The sequence below is a fragment of the Bartonella henselae str. Houston-1 genome (assembly GCF_000046705.1).
GTDB lineage: Bacteria > Pseudomonadota > Alphaproteobacteria > Rhizobiales > Rhizobiaceae > Bartonella > Bartonella henselae.
In genome coordinates this window covers 982,297-1,002,966 of record NC_005956.1, presented here as the reverse complement: position 1 = coordinate 1,002,966, position 20,670 = coordinate 982,297, and the positions used below count along the sequence as shown (strand labels likewise).

General features: G+C 35.8%; 15 protein-coding genes. 14 read left to right on the top strand and 1 reads right to left on the bottom strand.

Going from position 1 to position 20,670, the window contains the following annotated elements; genetic code table 11:
• From nuoI to mfd, 13 genes are all read left to right on the top strand, one after another.
• Positions 1–492: an NADH-quinone oxidoreductase subunit NuoI gene (gene nuoI / locus AYT27_RS04560; RefSeq protein ID WP_011180780.1), complete on the top strand. Its 492-nt coding sequence runs from the start codon at positions 1–3 to the stop codon at positions 490–492.
• A gap of 96 nt (positions 493–588) precedes the next feature.
• A complete protein-coding gene (locus AYT27_RS04555) occupies positions 589–1,209 on the top strand; it encodes an NADH-quinone oxidoreductase subunit J (protein WP_011180779.1) in 621 nt (206 codons plus the stop codon).
• A gap of 8 nt (positions 1,210–1,217) precedes the next feature.
• The gene (nuoK, locus tag AYT27_RS04550) at positions 1,218–1,526 is read left to right on the top strand and encodes an NADH-quinone oxidoreductase subunit NuoK (RefSeq protein ID WP_011180778.1); all 309 of its coding nucleotides are present in this window, start codon (positions 1,218–1,220) and stop codon (positions 1,524–1,526) included.
• A gap of 6 nt (positions 1,527–1,532) precedes the next feature.
• Complete coding sequence (gene nuoL / locus AYT27_RS04545) at positions 1,533–3,497, top strand: NADH-quinone oxidoreductase subunit L (RefSeq protein ID WP_011180777.1); 1,965 nt, start codon at positions 1,533–1,535, stop codon at positions 3,495–3,497.
• Complete coding sequence (locus tag AYT27_RS04540) at positions 3,497–4,966, top strand: NADH-quinone oxidoreductase subunit M (RefSeq protein WP_011180776.1); 1,470 nt, start codon at positions 3,497–3,499, stop codon at positions 4,964–4,966. Before nuoL ends, AYT27_RS04540 begins: the two co-directional genes overlap by 1 nt.
• 17 nt (positions 4,967–4,983) lie before the next feature.
• The gene (gene nuoN, locus AYT27_RS04535) at positions 4,984–6,438 is read left to right on the top strand and encodes an NADH-quinone oxidoreductase subunit NuoN (protein ID WP_011180775.1); all 1,455 of its coding nucleotides are present in this window, start codon (positions 4,984–4,986) and stop codon (positions 6,436–6,438) included.
• Positions 6,438–7,247 (top strand): biotin--[acetyl-CoA-carboxylase] ligase, encoded by an 810-nt coding sequence (locus AYT27_RS04530; RefSeq protein ID WP_011180774.1) that lies wholly within the window; start codon positions 6,438–6,440, stop codon positions 7,245–7,247. Before nuoN ends, AYT27_RS04530 begins: the two co-directional genes overlap by 1 nt.
• A 48-nt stretch (positions 7,248–7,295) precedes the next feature.
• A complete protein-coding gene (locus tag AYT27_RS04525) occupies positions 7,296–8,972 on the top strand; it encodes a ribonuclease J (RefSeq protein WP_011180773.1) in 1,677 nt (558 codons plus the stop codon).
• A 140-nt stretch (positions 8,973–9,112) separates the two neighbouring features.
• Positions 9,113–10,438, top strand: coding sequence for a proline--tRNA ligase (gene proS, locus AYT27_RS04520; RefSeq protein ID WP_011180772.1), 1,326 nt, complete (start codon positions 9,113–9,115; stop codon positions 10,436–10,438).
• An 11-nt stretch (positions 10,439–10,449) separates the two neighbouring features.
• Positions 10,450–11,718, top strand: a complete 1,269-nt coding sequence (locus AYT27_RS04515) for a lipoprotein-releasing ABC transporter permease subunit (protein WP_011180771.1) — start codon at positions 10,450–10,452, stop codon at positions 11,716–11,718.
• Positions 11,718–12,398: an ABC transporter ATP-binding protein gene (locus tag AYT27_RS04510; protein ID WP_011180770.1), complete on the top strand. Its 681-nt coding sequence runs from the start codon at positions 11,718–11,720 to the stop codon at positions 12,396–12,398. The genes AYT27_RS04515 and AYT27_RS04510 overlap by 1 nt, the downstream gene beginning before the upstream one ends.
• A gap of 76 nt (positions 12,399–12,474) precedes the next feature.
• A complete protein-coding gene (locus AYT27_RS04505) occupies positions 12,475–12,765 on the top strand; it encodes an FAD assembly factor SdhE (RefSeq protein WP_011180769.1) in 291 nt (96 codons plus the stop codon).
• A 4-nt stretch (positions 12,766–12,769) separates the two neighbouring features.
• Positions 12,770–16,276, top strand: a complete 3,507-nt coding sequence (gene mfd / locus AYT27_RS04500) for a transcription-repair coupling factor (protein ID WP_011180768.1) — start codon at positions 12,770–12,772, stop codon at positions 16,274–16,276.
• A 1,599-nt stretch (positions 16,277–17,875) separates the two neighbouring features.
• On the opposite strand, the gene AYT27_RS04495 is transcribed toward mfd, so the two are convergent.
• Entirely contained in the window at positions 17,876–19,687 is a 1,812-nt protein-coding gene (locus AYT27_RS04495) for an extracellular solute-binding protein (protein WP_011180767.1), read from the bottom strand.
• A 318-nt stretch (positions 19,688–20,005) separates the two neighbouring features.
• Here AYT27_RS04495 and AYT27_RS04490 point away from each other — a divergent pair, with 318 nt between their 5' ends.
• Positions 20,006–20,617, top strand: coding sequence for an invasion associated locus B family protein (locus tag AYT27_RS04490; protein ID WP_011180766.1), 612 nt, complete (start codon positions 20,006–20,008; stop codon positions 20,615–20,617).
• Positions 20,618–20,670: the final 53 nt, after the last annotated feature.

Sequence of the window (20,670 nt, the reverse complement as noted above, 5' to 3'; positions counted from 1 at the left end):
ATGTTAGGTCTTATTCAGGCGGCAAAATCACTCCTTTTATTGGAATTTATGAGTGCTTTTTTCTTGGCAATGCGTCAGTTTTTTTCACCAAAGCCTACGATTAATTACCCTTATGAGAAGGGGGTTGTATCTCAGCGTTTTCGTGGTGAACATGCGCTTCGTCGTTATCCAAATGGTGAAGAACGATGTATTGCCTGTAAATTATGTGAAGCAATTTGCCCTGCGCAAGCGATTACAATTGAAGCAGGACCACGGCGCAATGACGGTACACGTAGAACTGTGCGTTATGATATAGATATGGTTAAATGTATTTATTGCGGTTTTTGTCAAGAAGCTTGTCCAGTTGAAGCTATTGTAGAAGGTCCCAATTTTGAGTTTGCAACAGAAACGCGTGAGGAGCTTTATTATGATAAAGAAAAGCTTTTAATGAATGGAGATCGCTGGGAGAGAGAAATCGCTCGAAATATATTGATGGATGCACCTTATCGTTAAGTGTATCATTAAATGGGTTGTCGGATAATTTTTTCGATAAATTGTAATTTGGTATGAAGTATTATACCGATTGTTTGATTAATTGAGGAGAAGCCTATGCTAACGGATCTAGCGGCGGCATTTTTCTATTTATTTGCTTTTATTATGCTTGCGAGTGCGGTTATTGTTATTACAGCACGCAATCCTGTGCATTCAGTTTTGTTTTTAATATTGGCATTTTTTAATGCGGCGGCTTTGTTTTTGCTTGCAGGAGCAGAGTTTTTGGGGCTTATTCTGTTGGTTGTTTATGTTGGAGCTGTCGCTGTTTTGTTTTTATTTGTGGTTATGATGCTTGATGTTGATTTTGCTGAGTTAAAAAGTGGTACACTTCGGTATGCTCCAATTGGAGCTCTTGTTGGAAGTATTGTTGCTGTAGAATTAATTGTTGTTTTTGTGGGGAGCCGTTTTTCTCCAGTTCTTAGAGCACATGTTATGCAACCAATGCCAGACTTAGCCCAGAAAACCAATACACAGGCATTAGGCGATATTCTTTATACGGATTATGTTTTCTACTTTCAAATTGCTGGGATTATTTTATTAGTTGCAATGATTGGTGCTATTATTTTGACACTTCGTCATAAGTCGGGTGTAAAACGACAATCTATAGCAGTGCAAGTTTCTAGAAAAGTAGAAAATGCCATCGAAATCAAACAAATTGAATCAGGTAAGGGTATTTAGGGGGGGCTATGCACATTGATATTATGCATTATCTGATTGTTTCGGCTCTTATGTTTACGATTGGTATCGCAGGCATTTTTCTTAATAGAAAGAATGTGATTATTATCTTGATGTCCATTGAGCTTATATTGCTTTCAGTTAATCTCAATTTTGTTGCATTTTCAGCATTTCTTCATGATCTTGTTGGTCAGGTATTTGCTTTGTTTATCTTAACAGTAGCAGCTGCTGAAGCTGCAATTGGTTTGGCAATTCTTGTTGTTTTCTTCCGTAATCGTGGTTCTATTGCGGTTGAAGATGTTAATGTGATGAAAGGCTGACCAATGATGTATTATACGATCGTCTTTCTTCCGCTTTTGGGTTTTTTAATTGCTGCTATAGCTGGAAAAACTATAGGAGATCGGGCGAGTGAATTGGTTACATGTAGCTTTATGGTGATTGTTGCCACACTGTCATGGGTAGCATTTTTTAATATTGCATTTGGTCATACTCCAGTGGTTGATGTATTGGTATTGCATTGGCTCGATGTTGGCAGTCTAAGTTTTAGCTGGGCTTTACATATTGATACATTAACATCTGTTATGCTTATTGTTGTTAACAGTGTTTCAGCATTAGTGCATATTTATTCAATTGGTTATATGCACCATGATCCTTCAAGACCTCGTTTTTTTTCTTATCTTTCTCTCTTTACATTTATGATGCTTATGTTGGTGACATCCAATAATTTATTGCAAATGTTTTTTGGCTGGGAAGGTGTAGGGCTTGCTTCTTATTTGCTCATTGGTTTTTGGTTTCAGCGAGATTCTGCAAATAAGGCTGCAATGAAGGCTTTTGTAGTTAATCGTGTTGGAGATTTTGGTTTTCTCTTAGGAATTTTTAGTATTTTTGTTTTATTCCAATCTGTTGATTTTACCTCTATTTTTGCAAAAGCTGCAGACAATAGCTTCGTGCAAAATATGACGTTTTTAGGTTGGCAGCTTAATGGACAAATGGCCATTACTGTTACATGTCTTTTGTTATTTATTGGTGCAATGGGAAAATCAGCACAATTTCTTTTACATACATGGCTCCCTGATGCCATGGAAGGGCCAACACCTGTATCAGCACTTATTCATGCCGCTACAATGGTAACGGCTGGTGTTTTTATGGTTGCGCGTATGTCGCCAATTTTTGAACTTTCTTCAATAGCTTTGACTGTAATTGTTATTATTGGAGCGACGACTGCATTTTTTGCAGCAACTGTGGGATTGGTGCAAAATGACATTAAGCGTGTTATTGCTTATTCTACATGTTCGCAACTTGGTTATATGTTTGTTGCATTAGGTGTTGGAGCTTATGGAGCGGCTGTTTTTCATCTCTTTACCCATGCTTTTTTTAAAGCTTTATTATTTCTTGGCGCAGGTTCTGTGATACATGCTGTATCTGATGAGCAAGATATGCGAAAAATGGGAGGGTTACGCAAGCGTATAAAGATAACTTATTGGATGATGATGATAGGAACTATCGCATTGACCGGTGTTGGAATTCCTGGGACTGCTTTCGGCACAGCAGGTTTTTTCTCAAAAGATGCGATTATAGAGTCTGCTTTTGCATCGCATAATATTGCTTCAGGATATGCTTTCTATCTTCTTGTTTTTTCGGCCTTTTTAACAAGCTTTTACTCATGGCGGCTTATATTTATGACATTTCACGGTAAACCACGAGCTACAGTTGATGTTATGCATCATGTTCATGAATCGCCTCCAGTGATGTTAATTCCACTATTTATTTTATCTATTGGAGCAATATTTGCTGGTGTTGTTTCCCACCCTTATTTCTTTGGTGACTTATATGATGCTTTTTGGAAGGGAGCATTATTTACAAGCAGCTACAATCATATTCTTCATGATGCCCATCATGTATTTAACTGGGTAAAATGGTCGCCATTTATAGCGATGGTTCTTGGGTTTATGTTAGCCTATTTATTTTATATCTCTGTTCCTTCCATTCCCAAGAAAATTGCTAAATTAATGCCTGGATTGTATCGTTTTCTTTACCATAAATGGTATTTTGATGAATTGTATAACGTTCTATTTGTTCGCTCTGCTTTAAGAATTGGTTCTTGTCTTTGGAAAGTGGGGGACGGTAAGATTATTGATGGTTTGGGTCCGAATGGTATCGCCGCAAGTGTTATTAATATTACAAATAGAGTTATTCGGTTGCAGACAGGCTATCTTTATCATTATGCATTTGTAATGCTTATTGGCATTGCATCGCTGATCACATGGATGATGATCGGGGGCGTAAACTGATGACTGATTGGCCTATTCTTTCTACGGTTACATTTTTGCCGCTTGTTGGTGTAATTTTGATTCTCTTTATCAAAGATGATAGCGAGGCAGCACGATATAATATACGCAATGTAGCGTTTTTTACGACTGTGTTTGTTTTTATTATTTCCTTAATTATTTGGGCTGGTTTTGATTATACAAATGCTCATTTTCAAATGGTTGAGAAATTCAATTGGTTAGGAGGGGGCATTAGCTATCATATGGGGGTTGATGGTATTTCCATTCTTTTTGTTGTTCTTTCAGCTTTTCTTTTGCCTTTCTGTATTTTAGCGAGCTGGGAAAATATTAAAGATAGATTAAAAGCTTATATGATTGCTTTTCTTCTTCTTGAAGTTGCAATTATTGGCGTTTTTTGTGCTCTTGATGCAATATTGTTTTATGTTTTTTTTGAAGGTAGCCTTATTCCGATGTTTATTATTATAGGCGTTTGGGGTGGAGCACGTCGTGTTTATGCGAGTATGAAGTTTTTTCTTTATACTTTACTTGGGTCAGTGCTTATGCTGGTTGCCATTATGGTTATGTATTGGGAAACAGGTACTCTCGATATACCAACTTTACTCAATTATCAGTTTCCAGCGCATATGCAAATATGGTTATGGCTTGCATTTTTTGCTTCTTTTGCCGTTAAAATGCCGATGTGGCCAGTTCATACATGGCTCCCTGATGCTCACGTGGAAGCACCAACAGCTGGTTCCGTTATTTTAGCCGGTGTTTTACTCAAATTAGGCGGGTATGGTTTCCTTCGTTTTTCTTTACCAATGTTTCCTCTTGCTTCAGCTGATTTTGCGCCTTTGGTTTTTACTTTATCGGTTAGCGCTATCATTTATACATCGTTGGTTGCGCTTGTTCAAAATGACATAAAAAAACTTATTGCTTATTCCTCAATAGCGCATATGGGGTATGTGACGATGGGCATTTTTGCCGCCAATGAACAGGCTATCCAAGGTGCTATTTATCAAATGCTATCGCATGGAATTGTTTCAGCAGCTTTATTTCTTTGTGTTGGAGTTATCTACGATCGCTTGCATACACGTGAAATTTCAGCTTTTGGCGGTTTAGTGAATAACATGCCTAAATATGCCGTTATTTTCTTGATTTTCACTATGGCAAATGTCGGTTTGCCGGGAAGTTCAGGATTTTTAGGTGAGTTTTTAACCTTAATAGGCGTTTTTCAAGTGAATAAATTGGTCGTTATTTTTGCTACAACTGGCGTTATTTTATCAGCTGCTTATGCACTTTATCTTTATCGGCGTGTGGTTTTTGGTTCTTTGGATAAAGAGAATTTAAAAGTCCTTATTGATCTCTCTTCAAGAGAAAAATTCATTCTTTATCCGATGGTTATTCTTACAATATTTTTTGGTATTTATCCAACGCCTATTCTTAAAGCAACGGCGTTTTCCGTGAAAGCTCTCATCAATAAACTACACTAGATAAGAGAAGAATGCTCATGCAAACTGAAATAATCACTCAATTAGTGTTAATTTTTCCAGAGATTTTAATAGCTTTGGGGGGAATCACGTTACTTTTGTTTGGTGTTTATTCCAAAGCAAGTTCCTCCTTAACCGTGACTGGTTTGGCCATTGCTCTTTTTGTAGCAACCATTGTTATCATCATAATTTTTCCAAAAAGTGGCTTATTTCAGACCAATGCGCTTATTATTGACTCTTTCGGCCGTTATATGAAAATTTTAACGCTTATTGGTGCACTCTTTGCTCTTATTATGTCTGTGAATTTTACTAGTACGCAGAAGTTTGATATATTTGAATTTCCGGTACTCGTTCTTTTAGCAACCCTTGGTATGATGCTGATGATTTCAGCAGGTAATATGTTGTCACTTTATATGGGGTTAGAACTACAATCTTTGGCTTTATATGTTCTCGCTGCGATTAATCGTAATAATATAAAATCTTCTGAAGCGGGTATAAAGTATTTTGCTTTAGGGGCTTTATCTTCGGGCCTTCTGCTTTATGGAATTTCTCTGGTTTATGGTTTTACCGGTCAAATTGGTTTTCGTGAAATTGCTGTTGCGTTAAAGGGTGAAAACTTACCATTAGGCGTTATCTTTGGAATTGTCTTTATTTTAGCTGGTTTGGCTTTTAAAATTTCTGCTGTTCCATTTCATATGTGGACACCTGATGTTTATGAAGGAGCACCAACACCAATTACAGCATTTTTTGCTGGTGCTCCTAAAGTTGCGGCAATGGCCTTAATAGTTCGTATTATTGTTATGACCTTTATTCCACTGGAGAATACTGATGGCTCTATGCCGGCATGGCAGCAAATTTTGGTGTTTATGGCGATTGCTTCAATGATACTTGGTGCATTTGCTGCAATTGGCCAGAGCAACATTAAACGTTTAATGGCTTATTCGTCGATCAGTCATATGGGATATGCACTTGTTGGGTTAGCTTCTGGAGATATGCTGGGGATAAAAAGCGTTATTCTTTATATGACTATTTATCTTAGTATGACGATTGGTTCCTTTGCTTTTATTCTTGGAATGCGCTCTAGTGATGGAAATGTTGAAGATATTTATGATCTTTCAGGATTGGTAAAGACAAATCCATTTATGGCTATTACGATGACAATACAACTTTTCTCTTTAGCAAGTATACCACCTATGGCCGGTTTTTTTGGAAAGTGGTATACATTTTCTGCTGCTGTTCATGCTGGTCTTACTCCACTTGCTATCGTTGGTATGATAGCGTCTGTTGTTGGGGCTTTTTACTATTTACGTCTCATTAAAATTATGTGGTTTGATGATGCAAAAGCGCATTTTATTGTTTTATCGAATGAGTTTCGGTTTTGTCTCAGTTTTTCTGCATTCTTTATTTTATCTTATACGCTTTTTGGGATTTGGTTTGCTGACTTGGCAGAACGAGCAGCTACTGCATTGTTTTAATGAAAATGGATTATATCTTATCAGATTTTGCACAAAAACAAGGATACGCTGTTGAATCGTATGAAATTGTTGATTCAACAAATTACATTGCACAGCAAAAAGCTCACGCTGGTCATCATGGTTATCTTTGGGTTGTTGCAAAAGAGCAATCACAGGGAAGAGCAAGAAGAGGGAGAACATGGTCTAGTCCGAAAGGGAACCTTTATTCTAGTCTTTTGTTAGTTGAGGATATTGTTCATCAAACAGCGGCTCAGCTTGGTTTTGTTGCTGGGGTAAGTGTGGTAGAGACAATAAAACAATTTATAAAAGATGAAAAGCAAACGAGCGATATTGTTAGCTTAAAATGGCCAAATGATATTTTGCTAAGAGGTGCTAAAAGCTCAGGAATTTTGCTTGAGATTTTTAAATTACCGTCACAACAGTATGCATTGGTTATTGGTATTGGAATCAATGTAAAATATCACTATGAAGATGCGCCGTACCCTACTTCAAGTTTAAAAAATATTGGTTTGGATATTGAAACAGAGCAGTTATTTACGGTTTTGACAGAGTATTTTTCTAAAAATTACCTTCTTTGGAAACAACTAGGGGGATGTGATAGAATACGTGAAAAGTGGCTTTTATATTCCGCTCATTCTGGACAATATGTCAAAATAGTCAATGATGAAAAAATCATTGAAGGTATTTTTGATGGTCTTGATAATGATTTTAACTGCGTCATAAAACAAAAAAATGGTCAGCAAGCAGTTATAACAGCTGGAGATGTTCATTTTGGTTCGTCTGCTTCTGTAAATGCAGGTTGTTATTAATTGATAAAACTTTCTTTCATCATCAAATTGTTTTAAGAGGATATGTGTATGGTTGCAGCCAACAAAGATGAGTTTGTTTTTTTACCTTTAGGAGGAGTAGGTGAAATAGGGATGAATCTTGCTGCTTATGGATTTGGTCCTCAAAATCTTCGTGAATGGCTTCTTGTTGATATGGGAGTTAGTTTTGCTGGTCCTGAATTACCAGGAGCAGATCTTATCCTCCCTGATATTCGTTTTCTAGAAAATGAAAAACACAATGTGCGTGGTCTCGTTTTAACACACGCTCATGAAGATCATTATGGTGCTGTTCTTGATTTATGGCCAAAACTTAAAGTTCCACTTTACTGTACACCTTTTACAGCAGGATTATTGGAGAGTAAAAGGCAATCAGATTTTGACTCTCATCAAATTTCACTCAATATTTTTCAAGTTGGTGATTGCTTTCAGGCTGGTCCCTTTGCAGTAGAGGCAATTGCCGTTAATCATTCAATTCCAGAATCTGTATCTTTGGCAATTACAACATCCTTAGGCACTGTGATTCATACTGGCGATTGGAAAATTGATCATACACCTTCATTTGGGGCTGTAACGGATGAAAAACGCTTTCGTGCTTTAGGCAAAAAAGGTATTCTAGCATTACTTTGTGATTCCACAAATGCTTGTCGGGATGGTATATCACCATCAGAGCAGCAAGTTCAGACAAGTCTCTCTGAAATTATTGCGAAAGCTGAAGGGCGCGTTGCACTTGCAACTTTTGCGTCTAATGTTGGTCGGATACGTTCAATTGCTCTTGCAGCTGAATCTGTTGGGCGCCAAGTTCTTGTCGTTGGGCGCTCTCTTAAGCGGAGCATTATGATTGCGCAAGAGCTTGGTTATATGAATGGTTTGGCGCCATTTGTTTCGGAAGATGATTATGGTTACATTCCGCGAAAAGAAATTGTTTTAATTGTAACAGGTAGTCAAGGTGAGTCTCGTGCTGCCTTAGCTAAACTTTCACGAAATGAAATGAGAAACCTTCAACTTTCTGCTGGTGATACAGTTATTTATTCTTCACGAAGTATTCCAGGGAACGAAAAATCTATTATTGAGATACAAAATCGTTTCATCGATATGGGAATTAAAATAATTACGAATGAAGATGCTCTTGTTCACGTTTCAGGTCATCCTCGTCGTTTAGAGCTTTTAAAGATGTATGATTGGGTAAAACCACAGATACTTGTTCCTGTCCATGGTGAGGCAATGCATCTTGCTGCTCAAGCAGATTTAGCACGTCAAGCAGGTATTAAAATGGTCGCCGATATTAGAAATGGTAATATGCTGCGTCTTGCGCCAGAGCCTGTAAAGGTTATTGATCAAGTTCCTGTTGGTCGGCTTTATAAAGATGGTTGCCTTATTGGTGATGAAGATGAGTTAGGGATTCGTGAGCGTCGCAAATTAAGTTATGCAGGTTATGTTGCTATTTCTCTCCAAATGAATAGCAAACATGATTTACAGGGCGATATTGGTTTGACAACATTTGGTTTACCTGAAAGTAATGAAAAGGGGGAAAGTTTAAAAGATATTCTCTTAGATGTCGTAGAAAATACTATCTATAATATTCCACGCATTAAACGAAAAAATAATGAACTTATTCAGGAAGCAACGCGGCGGGCAGTAAGAGCAGCCGTTAATGAGGCTTGGCAAAAAAAACCTGTCTGTACAGTTTTTTTACATCGGTCAAAATAAATCAAATAAAAAATACAGAACATAAACTTTTTAACAAAAAAATTGTTATGTTTGCAAGTATTCAGAATGTAGCTATAGGCGAGTGTAGAGTATATTTAAATTATTCCGATATGATAGGCTTAATGAGGAGTTAATTATTAATGCGTCTTTCTCAATATTTCCTTCCACTTTTAAAAGAGAATCCTAAGGAAGCAGAAATTATTTCTCATCGACTCATGTTGCGTGCAGGTATGATTCGTCAGCAAACATCAGGGATTTATTCTTGGCTTCCTTTGGGTAAAAAAGTGCTTGATAAAATTTGTAAAATTATTCGTGAGGAGCAAGAACGAGCTGGTGCTATAGAAATATTAATGCCTACAATTCAATCTGCGGATCTTTGGCGTGAAAGTGATCGTTATGATGATTATGGTTTAGAAATGCTGCGTATTAAAGATCGTCAAAAACGCGATTTACTTTATGGTCCGACAAACGAAGAGATGGTAACAGATATATTCCGTTCCTATATTCGTTCTTATAAAGATCTTCCGCTTAATTTGTATCATATTCAATGGAAGTTTCGTGATGAAATCCGTCCACGTTTTGGTGTAATGCGCTCACGGGAATTTTTAATGAAAGATGCTTATTCTTTTGATCTTGATTATGAGGGTTCTAAAATATCTTATAATCGTATGTTTGTTGCTTATTTACGCACTTTTTCTTGTCTTGGCTTAAAAGCAATTCCTATGCGTGCTGATACAGGTCCAATAGGTGGTAAACTCAGTCATGAGTTTATTATTTTGGCTGAAACGGGAGAGAGCGCTATCTTCTGTGATAAACACTTTCTTGAACTTACTGTTCCAGACAGTTCGATAGATTTTAGTGATAAAGCTATTTTAGCCAATATTGTTAAACAGTGGACCTCTTTCTATGCAGCAACAGAGGAAATGCACGATGAAGAAGAGTGGGCTAAGATTTCTGATAATAATCGCCTCTCAGCCCGTGGTATTGAAGTAGGACATATTTTCCATTTTGGTACAAAATATTCTGCTCCAATGGGAGCAAAAGTTATGGGACAAGATGGAAAAGAGCATTTGGTTTCTATGGGATCCTATGGTATTGGGCCTTCACGTCTTGTTGCCGCAGTTATTGAAGCTTCTCATGATGAGAATGGTATTATTTGGCCAAAGTCGATAGCTCCGTTTGATTTTGGTATCATCAATATGAAACCAGATGATGAAAAATGTACACATGCGTGTGAAACTCTCTATAAAGGCTTAAGGTATGCTGGTTTTGATCCATTATTAGATGATAGAAATGAACGTCCTGGATCAAAATTTGCAACAATGGATTTGATTGGTCTGCCAACACAAATAATTGTTGGGCCTAAAAGTGTTGCACAAAATGAAGTTGAGATTAAAGATAGAAAAACGGGTATAAAAAAATCTCTAACGGTTGAAAATGTACTCAACCAGTTTTCTGTAATTTGATAGGCAGTGTTATGAAGTGGTTGAGGAGTAAATGGTTTTCATCTTATGAATGGATGATCGCTTTTCGTTATATGATTCCTAATAAAAAACACGTAGTTGCCTCTGTAATTTCAATTATCTCTCTCGTTGGAATTATGTTAGGGGTTTTTGCTCTTGTTGTTGTTATGGCAGTAATGAATGGTTTTCGTACAGAGCTTCTCAATCGTATTCTTGGTATGAATGGGCATCTTATTATTCAAACAATTAATTCTGGTTTTTCCGATTATAATAATCTTATTCCTTCTATAGAATCCGTGAATGGTGTTAAATTTGCTTTGCCTGTTATTGAGGGGCAGGCGCTTGTGCAGGGTGAACTTCAAGGAGGATCTGGTGCTTTAGTTCGTGGTATGCGCAAACAAGATTTAGAGAAACTTAAAACAGTATCGGAAAATATTAAATTAGGATCGCTTGCTCAATTTGATCAAGAGGAAGGTGTTGCAATTGGAATTAGTTTGGCAGAAAAGTTAGGTCTTACAATAGGGAGTGATCTTCGTATTATTACTCCAGATGGTGATGAGACTCCTTTTGGAGTTACGCCACGTGTTAAAGCCTATAAAGTGGTTGCTATTTTTGAAGTTGGTATGTCTGAATATGATTCAATATTCGTTTTTATGCCTCTTCATGAAGCACAAGCATTTTTTAATTTGGGAAATAAAATCCAATCTTTAGAGTTATTTTTGAATGATCCTGATTCTGTTGATCGAATAAAACCAATCTTAGAGAAACTTATTGATCAACAGGTCTATTTAATTGATTGGCGTACGCGCAATCAAGCTTTTTTTTCAGCCTTACAGATTGAACGAAATGTTATGTTTTTCATTCTTTCTCTTATTGTTCTTGTTGCTGCTTTAAATATTATTTCAGGCCTGATTATGCTTGTAAAAGATAAAAGTCATGATATTGCAATTTTACGTACAATGGGGGCACAACAAAGTGCAATTCTGCGCATATTTATCGTCACTGGTATGATGATTGGATTAATTGGAACACTCTTGGGCTTAATTTTTGGTGTCATAGCGACCGCGAATATCAATCATATTCAAGACTTTATATCTTGGTTATTTAATGTTGATGTTTTTAATCCTCAACTTTATTTTTTAACAAAATTGCCTGCCAAAATTGAGTGGGGACAGACAGTCATGGTTGCTGTAATGGCTTTATTTTTGTCATTCCTTGCTGCTCTCATTCCGGCCTGGCGCGCTGCTAAGCTAGATCCTGTACAAGCTTTGAGGTATGAATAATGACAGCTATTTTAGAGCTTGTAGAGATTGAACGCCATTTTTTAGGGGGAAATAAACCTCTTATTATTTTGGATAAAGCAAATTTTATCCTTAATCGTGGGGAGCTTGTAGCACTTGTTGCACCCTCTGGTGCTGGAAAATCAACACTTCTTCATATTGCTGGTTTATTGGAAAAACCAACCGCTGGTGATGTGATGTTACGAGGTGTTTCTTGTGCAAAACGTTCTGATAATGAGCGAACGGCTATAAGACAAAATGACATTGGTTTTGTCTATCAGTTTCACCATTTGCTTCCAGAATTTACAGCTTTAGAAAATGTCATGATACCACAAATGATAGCAGGATTTAAAAAATCCATAGCAGAAGAGCGTGCACTTAAATTATTAACATATCTGCGTGTTTCTCATCGCGCTAATCATCGTCCCTCTGAATTATCTGGTGGTGAACAACAACGTGTTGCTATTGCGCGTGCAGTAGCAAATGGTCCTTCGGTTCTTTTAGCTGATGAACCTACAGGGAATCTTGATCCTGTAACTTCCGCGTATGTCTTTCAAGCTTTATCTGCGCTTGTTCGTCAAGCTGGTCTTTCTGCTCTTATTGCGACACATAATTACGCTTTGGCTAAACAAATGCATCGTCGTATCACACTTAAGGAACAAAAGATTGTTGAACTTCCCTAGAGCTAAGGTAAAAAATTTATTCTACAAATTGCGTATTCTATTCATACTAATTTTTACTTCATTCAAGGAGACTTTTATGACAATTGTTGTCGTTGACGAAAATCAATTGGACTTACGTCGTCGCCGATTGATTTTTCGTGCATGGCATCGAGGTATTCGTGAAATGGATCTTATTTTGGGGCGATATGTGGATGCTCATATCAGTGGAATGAGTGTTAAAAAGATTTCTGAACTTGAGTATATTATGTCTTTTGATGATCGTGATTTACTGACGTGGATTACGGGAGAAATTTCGCCACCATCTGAAGTTGATGGTCCGCTTTTTCGTGACATTATAAATTACCATGTTTGCATAAATTTAAATTGATCCCATGCCTATATTTAAAAAAATTATTATCCCTCAGAATATTTCTGCTCACATGGTTTTTGATGGAATTACTGATGGATTTGAAGCCTTTGCTCTTGCTCAATTGAGTTTAAAAATTGCACAAAACAAACCACTTGTTTATGTTGTTCGTGATGGAACAAAACTTACGCACTTACAGCAGGTTCTAAATTTTATTGAGCCAAATTTGCCTGTTTTTCAATTTCCTGCATGGGATTGTTTACCCTATGATCGTGTATCTCCTGGAATTGCTGTTATGGCACGTCGCCTTTCAACTTTGGCACATATAGCCAATTTACGTCACAATCCACGTGCTGCAATTATATTAACAACAGCAAATGCGATTATGCAAAAATTGCCTCCTCATGAAATGATTGAGACACAGGTGATTTATGCCCGTATTGGTCAGCGTACGAGCATGGGGCATTTAATTCAATTTTTAGAAGCCAATGGTTTTGAGCGTGTTACGGTTGTCCGTGATGTTGGTGAATTTGCTGTGAGAGGAGGAATTCTTGATATCTTTTCTTCCGTTGATGCTGAACCTTTACGACTTGATTTTTTTGGAGATACCCTGGAAACTATTCGTGTATTTGATTCAGAAACACAAAGAACTACACATAAAAGAACTGAATTTTTCTTACACTCAATGAGTGAAGTTATTCTTACACCTGAACTTATTAACAGATTTAAAAGCAATTATATCCGTACATTTGGTGTGTCACAAAAAAAGAACATGCTGTATGAAGCTCTTTCTCAAGGGCGACGCTTTGCTGGTATGGAACATTGGCTCCCATTTTTTTATGAAAAACTTGACACTTTTTTTGACCATTGTGGCAATTTACCATTTGTTTTTGAGCATTTCATAGAAGAAGTGCTCACCGAGCGTTATCGCCTTATTGAAGATTATTATGATGCACGCAAAGAGAAAGAGCATGAAAATGATAAAGAAAATCCTACTTCTTATCATCCAATAGAGCCTAGCCTTCTCTATTTAACACCAGAGCGTGTTTTAGAAATTGCGCAACAATCCGGACAACGTATTGATTTTACGCCTTTTAATGTTCCACAAACTTTTGGAAAAACTGTTGTTCATGCGAATATTAAAGCTGGATATGATTTTGTAAAAGAGCGTAATGCGCAAGAGAAAAATGTTTTTTCAAGTGTCGTTCATCATATTGCTTCATTGCATGTTGCTAAAAAGAAGGTGCTATTAGCCGGTTGGAGTGAAGGGTCTCTGGCACGTTTGCTACAGGTTCTTGATGAGCATGGATTGAAAAAAATAGATATTGTAAAATCATTACAAACGGTGAGAGCAACACCACGTGATCATATAACAGCAGCTGTTATAAGGATAGAGCACGGTTTTGAAGTGGAAGATTTTGCTATCATAACAGAGCAAGATATCCTCGGTGATCGTTTCATAAGATCACCCAAACGGCGTAAACACAATAAAAATTTTATTTCTGAAATTGCAGCTTTAAATTCTGGCGATATCGTTGTGCATATCGATCATGGTATTGGACAATTTGTTGGTCTTAAAACTATCACTACAGCTGGAATTTTACGAGATTGTCTTGAGATTAAGTATGCTGGAGGCGATCTGCTCTTTTTACCTGTTGAAAATATTGAACTTCTTTCACGTTATGGATCGGAAGGAACAGATGTAACGTTAGATAAGTTAGGTGGTGTTGCTTGGCAAGCAAGAAAAACACGACTTAAAAAACATTTATTGGAAATGGCTAACCAATTAATCCGTATAGCTGCAGAGCGTGCTACGCGTTCTGCACCTGCTTTGCTTCCACCAATTGGACCATTTGATGAGTTTGTTGCATGCTTTCCTTATGAAGAAACGGAAGATCAAATGGATGCAATTGATGCGGTTTTAGACGATTTAGCATCGGGAAAACCAATGGATCGCTTAATATGTGGTGATGTTGGCTTTGGAAAAACAGAAGTTGCCATTCGAAGCGCTTTTGTTGCAGCATTAAATGGATATCAGGTTGCTGTTGTTGTGCCAACAACTTTGCTTTCACGACAACATTACAAAACTTTTGTTTCACGTTTTCAAGGATTACCCGTTAAAATTGGTCATGCTTCAAGGCTTGTCAAAACTAAAGAACTTGCTCAAGTCAAAAAAGGACTTTCAGATGGTACAATTGATATTGTCATTGGAACACATGCACTTTTAAGCGATGCAGTGAATTTTTTACGCTTAGGGCTTCTTATCATTGATGAGGAACAACATTTTGGCGTAAAACACAAAGAGCGGTTAAAAGAGCTTAAAAGTGATATTCATGTTCTTACACTTTCAGCAACACCGATACCGCGCACTTTAGGACTTGCGTTATCAGGGGTTCGTGAACTTTCATTGATAACAACTCCTCCCATTGATAGAATGGCGGTACGTACTTTTATTGCACCGTTTGATTCACTTGTTATACGCGAAACATTGCTTCGAGAATATTACCGTGGTGGACAAAGTTTTTATGTATGCCCTCGTGTTTCTGATCTTGGCTTTGTAGAAGAATATCTCAAAGCATATGTTCCTGAACTTAAATTCGTTGTAGCTCATGGGCAAATGCCAGCTGGACAACTTGATGATATTATGAATGCATTTTATGATGGGCAATATGATGTTCTGTTGTCAACAACCATCATTGAATCAGGTCTTGATATTCCAACAGCTAATACCTTAATCGTGCATCGTGCTGAAATGTTTGGCCTTGCTGCTCTCTATCAACTGCGTGGTAGGGTAGGGCGTTCAAAACAACGTGCTTACGCACTCTTTACATTTCCTTCTGGTAAAGTTTTAACTCCTGCTGCTGATCGTCGTCTTAAAGTTTTACAATCTCTTGATAGCTTGGGGGCTGGTTTTCAATTGGCAAGCCACGATATGGATATTCGCGGTTCGGGAAATTTTTTAGGTGAAGAGCAATCGGGGCATATCAAAGAAGTTGGATTTGAGCTCTATCAAAAAATGCTTGAAGATGCCGTTGTTGAATTAAAAGATGGTAAGCAGAGTGAGGATAAACAATGGTCTCCTCAAATTTCACTTGGTATAACAGTGATGATACCAGAAAGTTTCGTGCCTGACTTATCCTTACGTATGGGGCTTTATCGTCGTTTGACAGAACTTGATGATTTAGAGCAAATTGATGAATTTGCAGCGGAATTAATTGATCGTTTTGGATCTTTGCCGCTTGAAGTTCAACATCTTCTTAAAGTCTTTTATATCAAAATATTATGCCGAAAAGCACATGTGGAAAAATTGGATACTGGACCTAAAGGGGTTGTTATACAGTTTCGTAATAATTATTTCGCAAATAGCATTTCTCTTGTTCAGTGGGTTGGGAAACAAGGTTCGATGGCTAAAATTCGACCAGATCAAACAATTGCTTTTATTCGTGATTGGGCGACAGTGGATGAAAGGCTTATTGGAGTAGCAACTATTATGACACAGCTTGTAGAAATGGCAGAACAGCACTCTGTTTAGAAAAGTTCACTATTTTTACTTCAGTTATTTTTATAAAATAGTCTATAAAAATATACTTTTACTAAGTCTTTATAAAAATAAACTTCAAGGTTACGATAAAGAATTCTTTACATGTTCATTTAGAGTTCTGCATTATAACTATATATTGATATAATAAAAAATAGCTTAGACAGCGCAATCGTAATAAAATAACACTTTTGCATATAATGGCTTTCTACAAATCCTCTAAAGAGCAAAAAACAGGGTAATGGTAATATGTTTTTTTCATTACAAAGACTACTGGTGATAGCCTTTTTAAAATCACTTTAATATGTTGCTTAAAAATTTTTATGTCGAATTCGGCTTAATCAAGTTAGCTTCTAACAAAAAATATCAATATTTTAAAAAGAAAAGAGATAATGTTAATAGTAGGATAAAATTTATTGAAGAAAAAATTCTAATTTAATTCTTTTGGAAAACATATTTTTTTATAGTACAGAACCTTATGAGCTTTTACAGGAACAGAATAAACTCTTGCAAGAATGGAACGATCTAAAGGAGGAATATTATAAGGTTGAAATTAGATGATTTAGCCGAAAAAAATAAAAGTTTATCTATAGGATGTACATAGCAAGAGAATACGCAGTGGGGGAGTACGAAGAGAAGCTAATTAAAGCAAAAAAATATTTGAAAAAACTTACTTATTTAATGAATGAAAAATGAATGAAGATGTTGGGGGGTGATCATTAGATAACGAAAGACTATTTAATTTTGTTATTAGCTGTAAAAATTTTGGATATATATTACAGAGTGATATAATTACTGTTTTGTATAAACGTTTTTATTGGAAAGAGCAAGATTTTATTTGGGCAAGAAATGCAGATAACTCAATAAACCCCAGTTTAATCAGGGATATTGAAGAATTGCTAACGAACAGCTCTTATATAAATATTCAAAAGAAATATTTAACAGTATAAAGACTGCTATTATATAGTGAGGCACATTTTTGAAGAAGCACCTATGTTTTGTAAAACCGTGAGAGAATTACATAATATAATGCTTCCAAATAAGAGAAAGAATATTATAAATCGTATAAAATTCTTGTATTGAAGAGTGGCTTAATCAAAGGTATTTGTTTTATTCTTGTTGCAATGTATTCAAAATAGAAAGAATTTTAAATTTTTATAAAAAATATATTTGGGGAAGAGTATGGTAATATAAAAAAGTTCCCTACAGTGAATACATCCAAATTTCAATTAAGGCTATAGAATAAATAACTAGTCACTATGTGGCCGATAAGGTAATTTTTTCTTTTTCCGCGATAAGAAAAAATAGATATCTCTGATTTCTATAAGAATATTTTTTATTTTAAATTTAAGTATATTTATATATAATAATTAAATATTTGTACTTGTAGAGAGACATTTTTTATAACTTATGGTCATTTTATATAAATATAATACATTAAATGTATTAAAAGAATTTTAAATTTAGATAGTAATTATAAATTGTTTCTTTTGTGTTTTTTAAAATAAAGCTATCTCTTATGAACCTTTATTATTTTAGATAACATTACTCATAAATAAGAAAAATTTAAAATAAGTTTTATTAAATTATTTTTTATTCACGCCACCAAGCTTGAAGACGATATCCGTATAGAGGTGTATAAGTGGGGCGTTTAATATATGACCAACGCGCTACCCATTGTTCAGATAAATGATACAAAGGTATATAATAACTTCCAGAAATAAGAATTCTATCCAAAGCACGAACTGCTGCAATGAAATCAACCTGTGAATGTGCGTCGAGTATCGCTGTTATCATTGCATCTATAGCAGGATCAGAAGCTCCAGAAAAATTAAAACTCCCTTTTAAATTTCGAGAAGCCGAACTCCAACGGTTTATTTGTTCGTTCCCTGGTGATAGAGAATTTTTTAATTTTCCTATAATCATATCATAATTAAACATTCCCAAGCGGTTTTGATATTGGCTATCATCAACGGTTCTTATTTCAGCATGAATACCAAGACGTGACAAATTACTCTGAAATGCAAGTGCAACCTTTTCTTCTTCAAGTGATTGAGTCATAATTTCAAATTGAAAAGGTAAACCATTGGGAGCAATAAGCCTGTTATTTTTTTTGGTAAAGCCTGCTTCTTGTAACAATTTCCAAGCTTTTTGAGCGTTTAATCGGTCCATACCCGATCCATCTGTTTTAGAAATACGCCAGCTTCCATCCATTACTTCAGGAAGAACCGCATCAGGATAAGGTGCTAAAAGTGCTTTTTCTTCTTCACTTGCTGGTTTTCCAATAGATGAAAGGATAGATCCATCCCAATAACCTTCTGTTCTTGTGTATATATTATTGAAAAGGTGATGATTGACCCATTCAAAATCGAAAAGTATCGATAACGCTTGCCTTACTCTTTTATCTTTAAAAAGTGTGCGACGTGTGTTAAAAACAAACCCCATGATATCAGTAGGTGTCCCTTTCAAAAAAATTTCTTTGATAATTTGTCCTTCACGAACAGCTGGAAAATTATAAGAATGTTGCCAACGATTTGAATTTGTTTCAATAAAGACATCAATAATGCCCTTTTTAAAGGCTTCAAAACGTGCTGTATCATTGCGAAAATATTCGATTTGGATAGTATCAAAATTATTTAATCCTTTATTAACAGGGAGATTTTGACCCCAATAATGAGGATTGCGTTTATAGATAATTCGTTCCCCCAGATCCACATGTTCAATGATATAGGGACCACTGCCTGGAATTTTATTTAACCCATTTTTTTCAAAATCATCAACATTAATAGCGTGTTTTGGCAATATTGGCATGACACTTGCTAAGAGAAGTGGAAATTCGCGATCTTTTGAGTGTGGAAAGCGTATTTTAATACCGTGATCTCCGATTTTTTCGACAGATTCTATACGTTTTATATAGCGATCAAATGGAGGTCTTCCTTTATCTTTAAGGAGTTTTATTGTGAATAAAACATCTTCAATTGTTAAAGGATGTCCATCTGAAAAACGCGCCTTTGGATTAAGAAAAAAGGTAATTTCAGTGCGCTCATTATTTAATTCAACTTTTTCTGCCAGAAGGCTATAAACTGTAAATGCCTCATCACGAGAGCGTACCATCATTGTTTCATAAACAAGACTAGAAAATTGTTCATCAGCGAAAAGTCCCCTTGCAGTTGTTCGGAAACTGCGGATTACAAATGGGTTTAATCCATCAAATGTTCCAACAACACCATAGGTCACTTTCCCTTTTCGATTTGCATTGGGAGATGCATAAGGAAAATAATCAAATTGATCCGACAATTTGGGAACCCCATGCATTGCAATACCAGCTGCAAACGTTCCATAATTTAAAAGAAGAATTATAAATGTAAAGAAAAGCCTAAAATAATAAAAATTATAGAATAACATAGAAGTTTACTTTAACCGTATTGCAATATTGATTCGTTTATGCAATCTTAGCCTATTTCATTGCACTAAACTATTTTATGAATAAATTTCATAAAAACCAATGCAATAAAGATGGGGATGGTGCATGAGTACATAAAATATTTAACTGACTATTGGTAGCTTTACTTCTCCAAATTTGACTTTTATCTTTATATTGAAGTAAGAGGCATAAAAAGAGGTATTATTTTATTGATTTAATTTAATACAATTATTGAGATTATTTTAATATTCCTAATGTTGGGATTATTGTGAAAGCGCGTTGAAAGGATTAACTTAATCATGTCGCATAAAAATATTTATTTTGTTGTTTCAATATTAGCTGGAGCTGTTGCTCTTTTTATTACAATTTATGCTCCTGCGAGTGCACAAACTTTATCTCAAGGTTGGTATAAAGTTTGCAGTAAGCAGCATGATGTTGATATTTGTAATACAATGAACACTGTTGTATCAAATACTGGACAACCTTTGACGGCTTTTAATCTCGTTGAAATAAAAGGGAAACAAAATGAAAGACGTATAGGTATTCAAGTGCCTACAGGTCGTTTTTTGCCAGAAGGTGTCCATATTCAAATTGGAGATAATTTCTCTAAAAAAGTTCCTTACATTATTTGTAATGGACCAAGTTGTATTGCCAATGATGTTTTAGATGATAAGCTCATTGCTGCTATGAAAAGTGGTTCTAAAATGGTTGTAACCACAATTAATTTCCGTGGTTCAGCTAATCCTATTGAATTTTCTCTTAAAGGATTTTCAGCCGCATACACAGGTCCTGGTATGGAAGAAAAAGATTTTCAACAAGAACAAATAAAATTACAACAAGCTATTCAATCAAAGCAAAAAGAGATTGAAGATCGTATGCGGGCTGAGCAAGAAAAAGCTAAAAAAAATTAATAAACACATGACATAGAAAAATAAAAAAAGCATTTTTCTTGTTTTTCTTTTAA

Excerpts from the sequence above, each read along its gene's own strand:
- nuoK (WP_011180778.1), top strand. The coding sequence starts at position 1,218 with ATGCACATTGATATTATGCATTATCTGATTGTTTCGGCTCTTATGTTT.
- AYT27_RS04525 (WP_011180773.1), top strand. The coding sequence starts at position 7,296 with ATGGTTGCAGCCAACAAAGATGAGTTTGTTTTTTTACCTTTAGGAGGA.
- proS (WP_011180772.1), top strand. The coding sequence starts at position 9,113 with ATGCGTCTTTCTCAATATTTCCTTCCACTTTTAAAAGAGAATCCTAAG.
- AYT27_RS04530 (WP_011180774.1), top strand. The coding sequence starts at position 6,438 with ATGAAAATGGATTATATCTTATCAGATTTTGCACAAAAACAAGGATAC.
- nuoN (WP_011180775.1), top strand. The coding sequence starts at position 4,984 with ATGCAAACTGAAATAATCACTCAATTAGTGTTAATTTTTCCAGAGATT.
- AYT27_RS04540 (WP_011180776.1), top strand. The coding sequence starts at position 3,497 with ATGACTGATTGGCCTATTCTTTCTACGGTTACATTTTTGCCGCTTGTT.
- AYT27_RS04515 (WP_011180771.1), top strand. The coding sequence starts at position 10,450 with ATGAAGTGGTTGAGGAGTAAATGGTTTTCATCTTATGAATGGATGATC.
- nuoL (WP_011180777.1), top strand. The coding sequence starts at position 1,533 with ATGTATTATACGATCGTCTTTCTTCCGCTTTTGGGTTTTTTAATTGCT.
- AYT27_RS04490 (WP_011180766.1), top strand. The coding sequence starts at position 20,006 with ATGTCGCATAAAAATATTTATTTTGTTGTTTCAATATTAGCTGGAGCT.
- mfd (WP_011180768.1), top strand. The coding sequence starts at position 12,770 with ATGCCTATATTTAAAAAAATTATTATCCCTCAGAATATTTCTGCTCAC.
- AYT27_RS04510 (WP_011180770.1), top strand. The coding sequence starts at position 11,718 with ATGACAGCTATTTTAGAGCTTGTAGAGATTGAACGCCATTTTTTAGGG.
- AYT27_RS04505 (WP_011180769.1), top strand. The coding sequence starts at position 12,475 with ATGACAATTGTTGTCGTTGACGAAAATCAATTGGACTTACGTCGTCGC.
- nuoI (WP_011180780.1), top strand. The coding sequence starts at position 1 with ATGTTAGGTCTTATTCAGGCGGCAAAATCACTCCTTTTATTGGAATTT.
- AYT27_RS04555 (WP_011180779.1), top strand. The coding sequence starts at position 589 with ATGCTAACGGATCTAGCGGCGGCATTTTTCTATTTATTTGCTTTTATT.
- AYT27_RS04495 (WP_011180767.1), bottom strand. The coding sequence starts at position 19,687 with ATGTTATTCTATAATTTTTATTATTTTAGGCTTTTCTTTACATTTATA.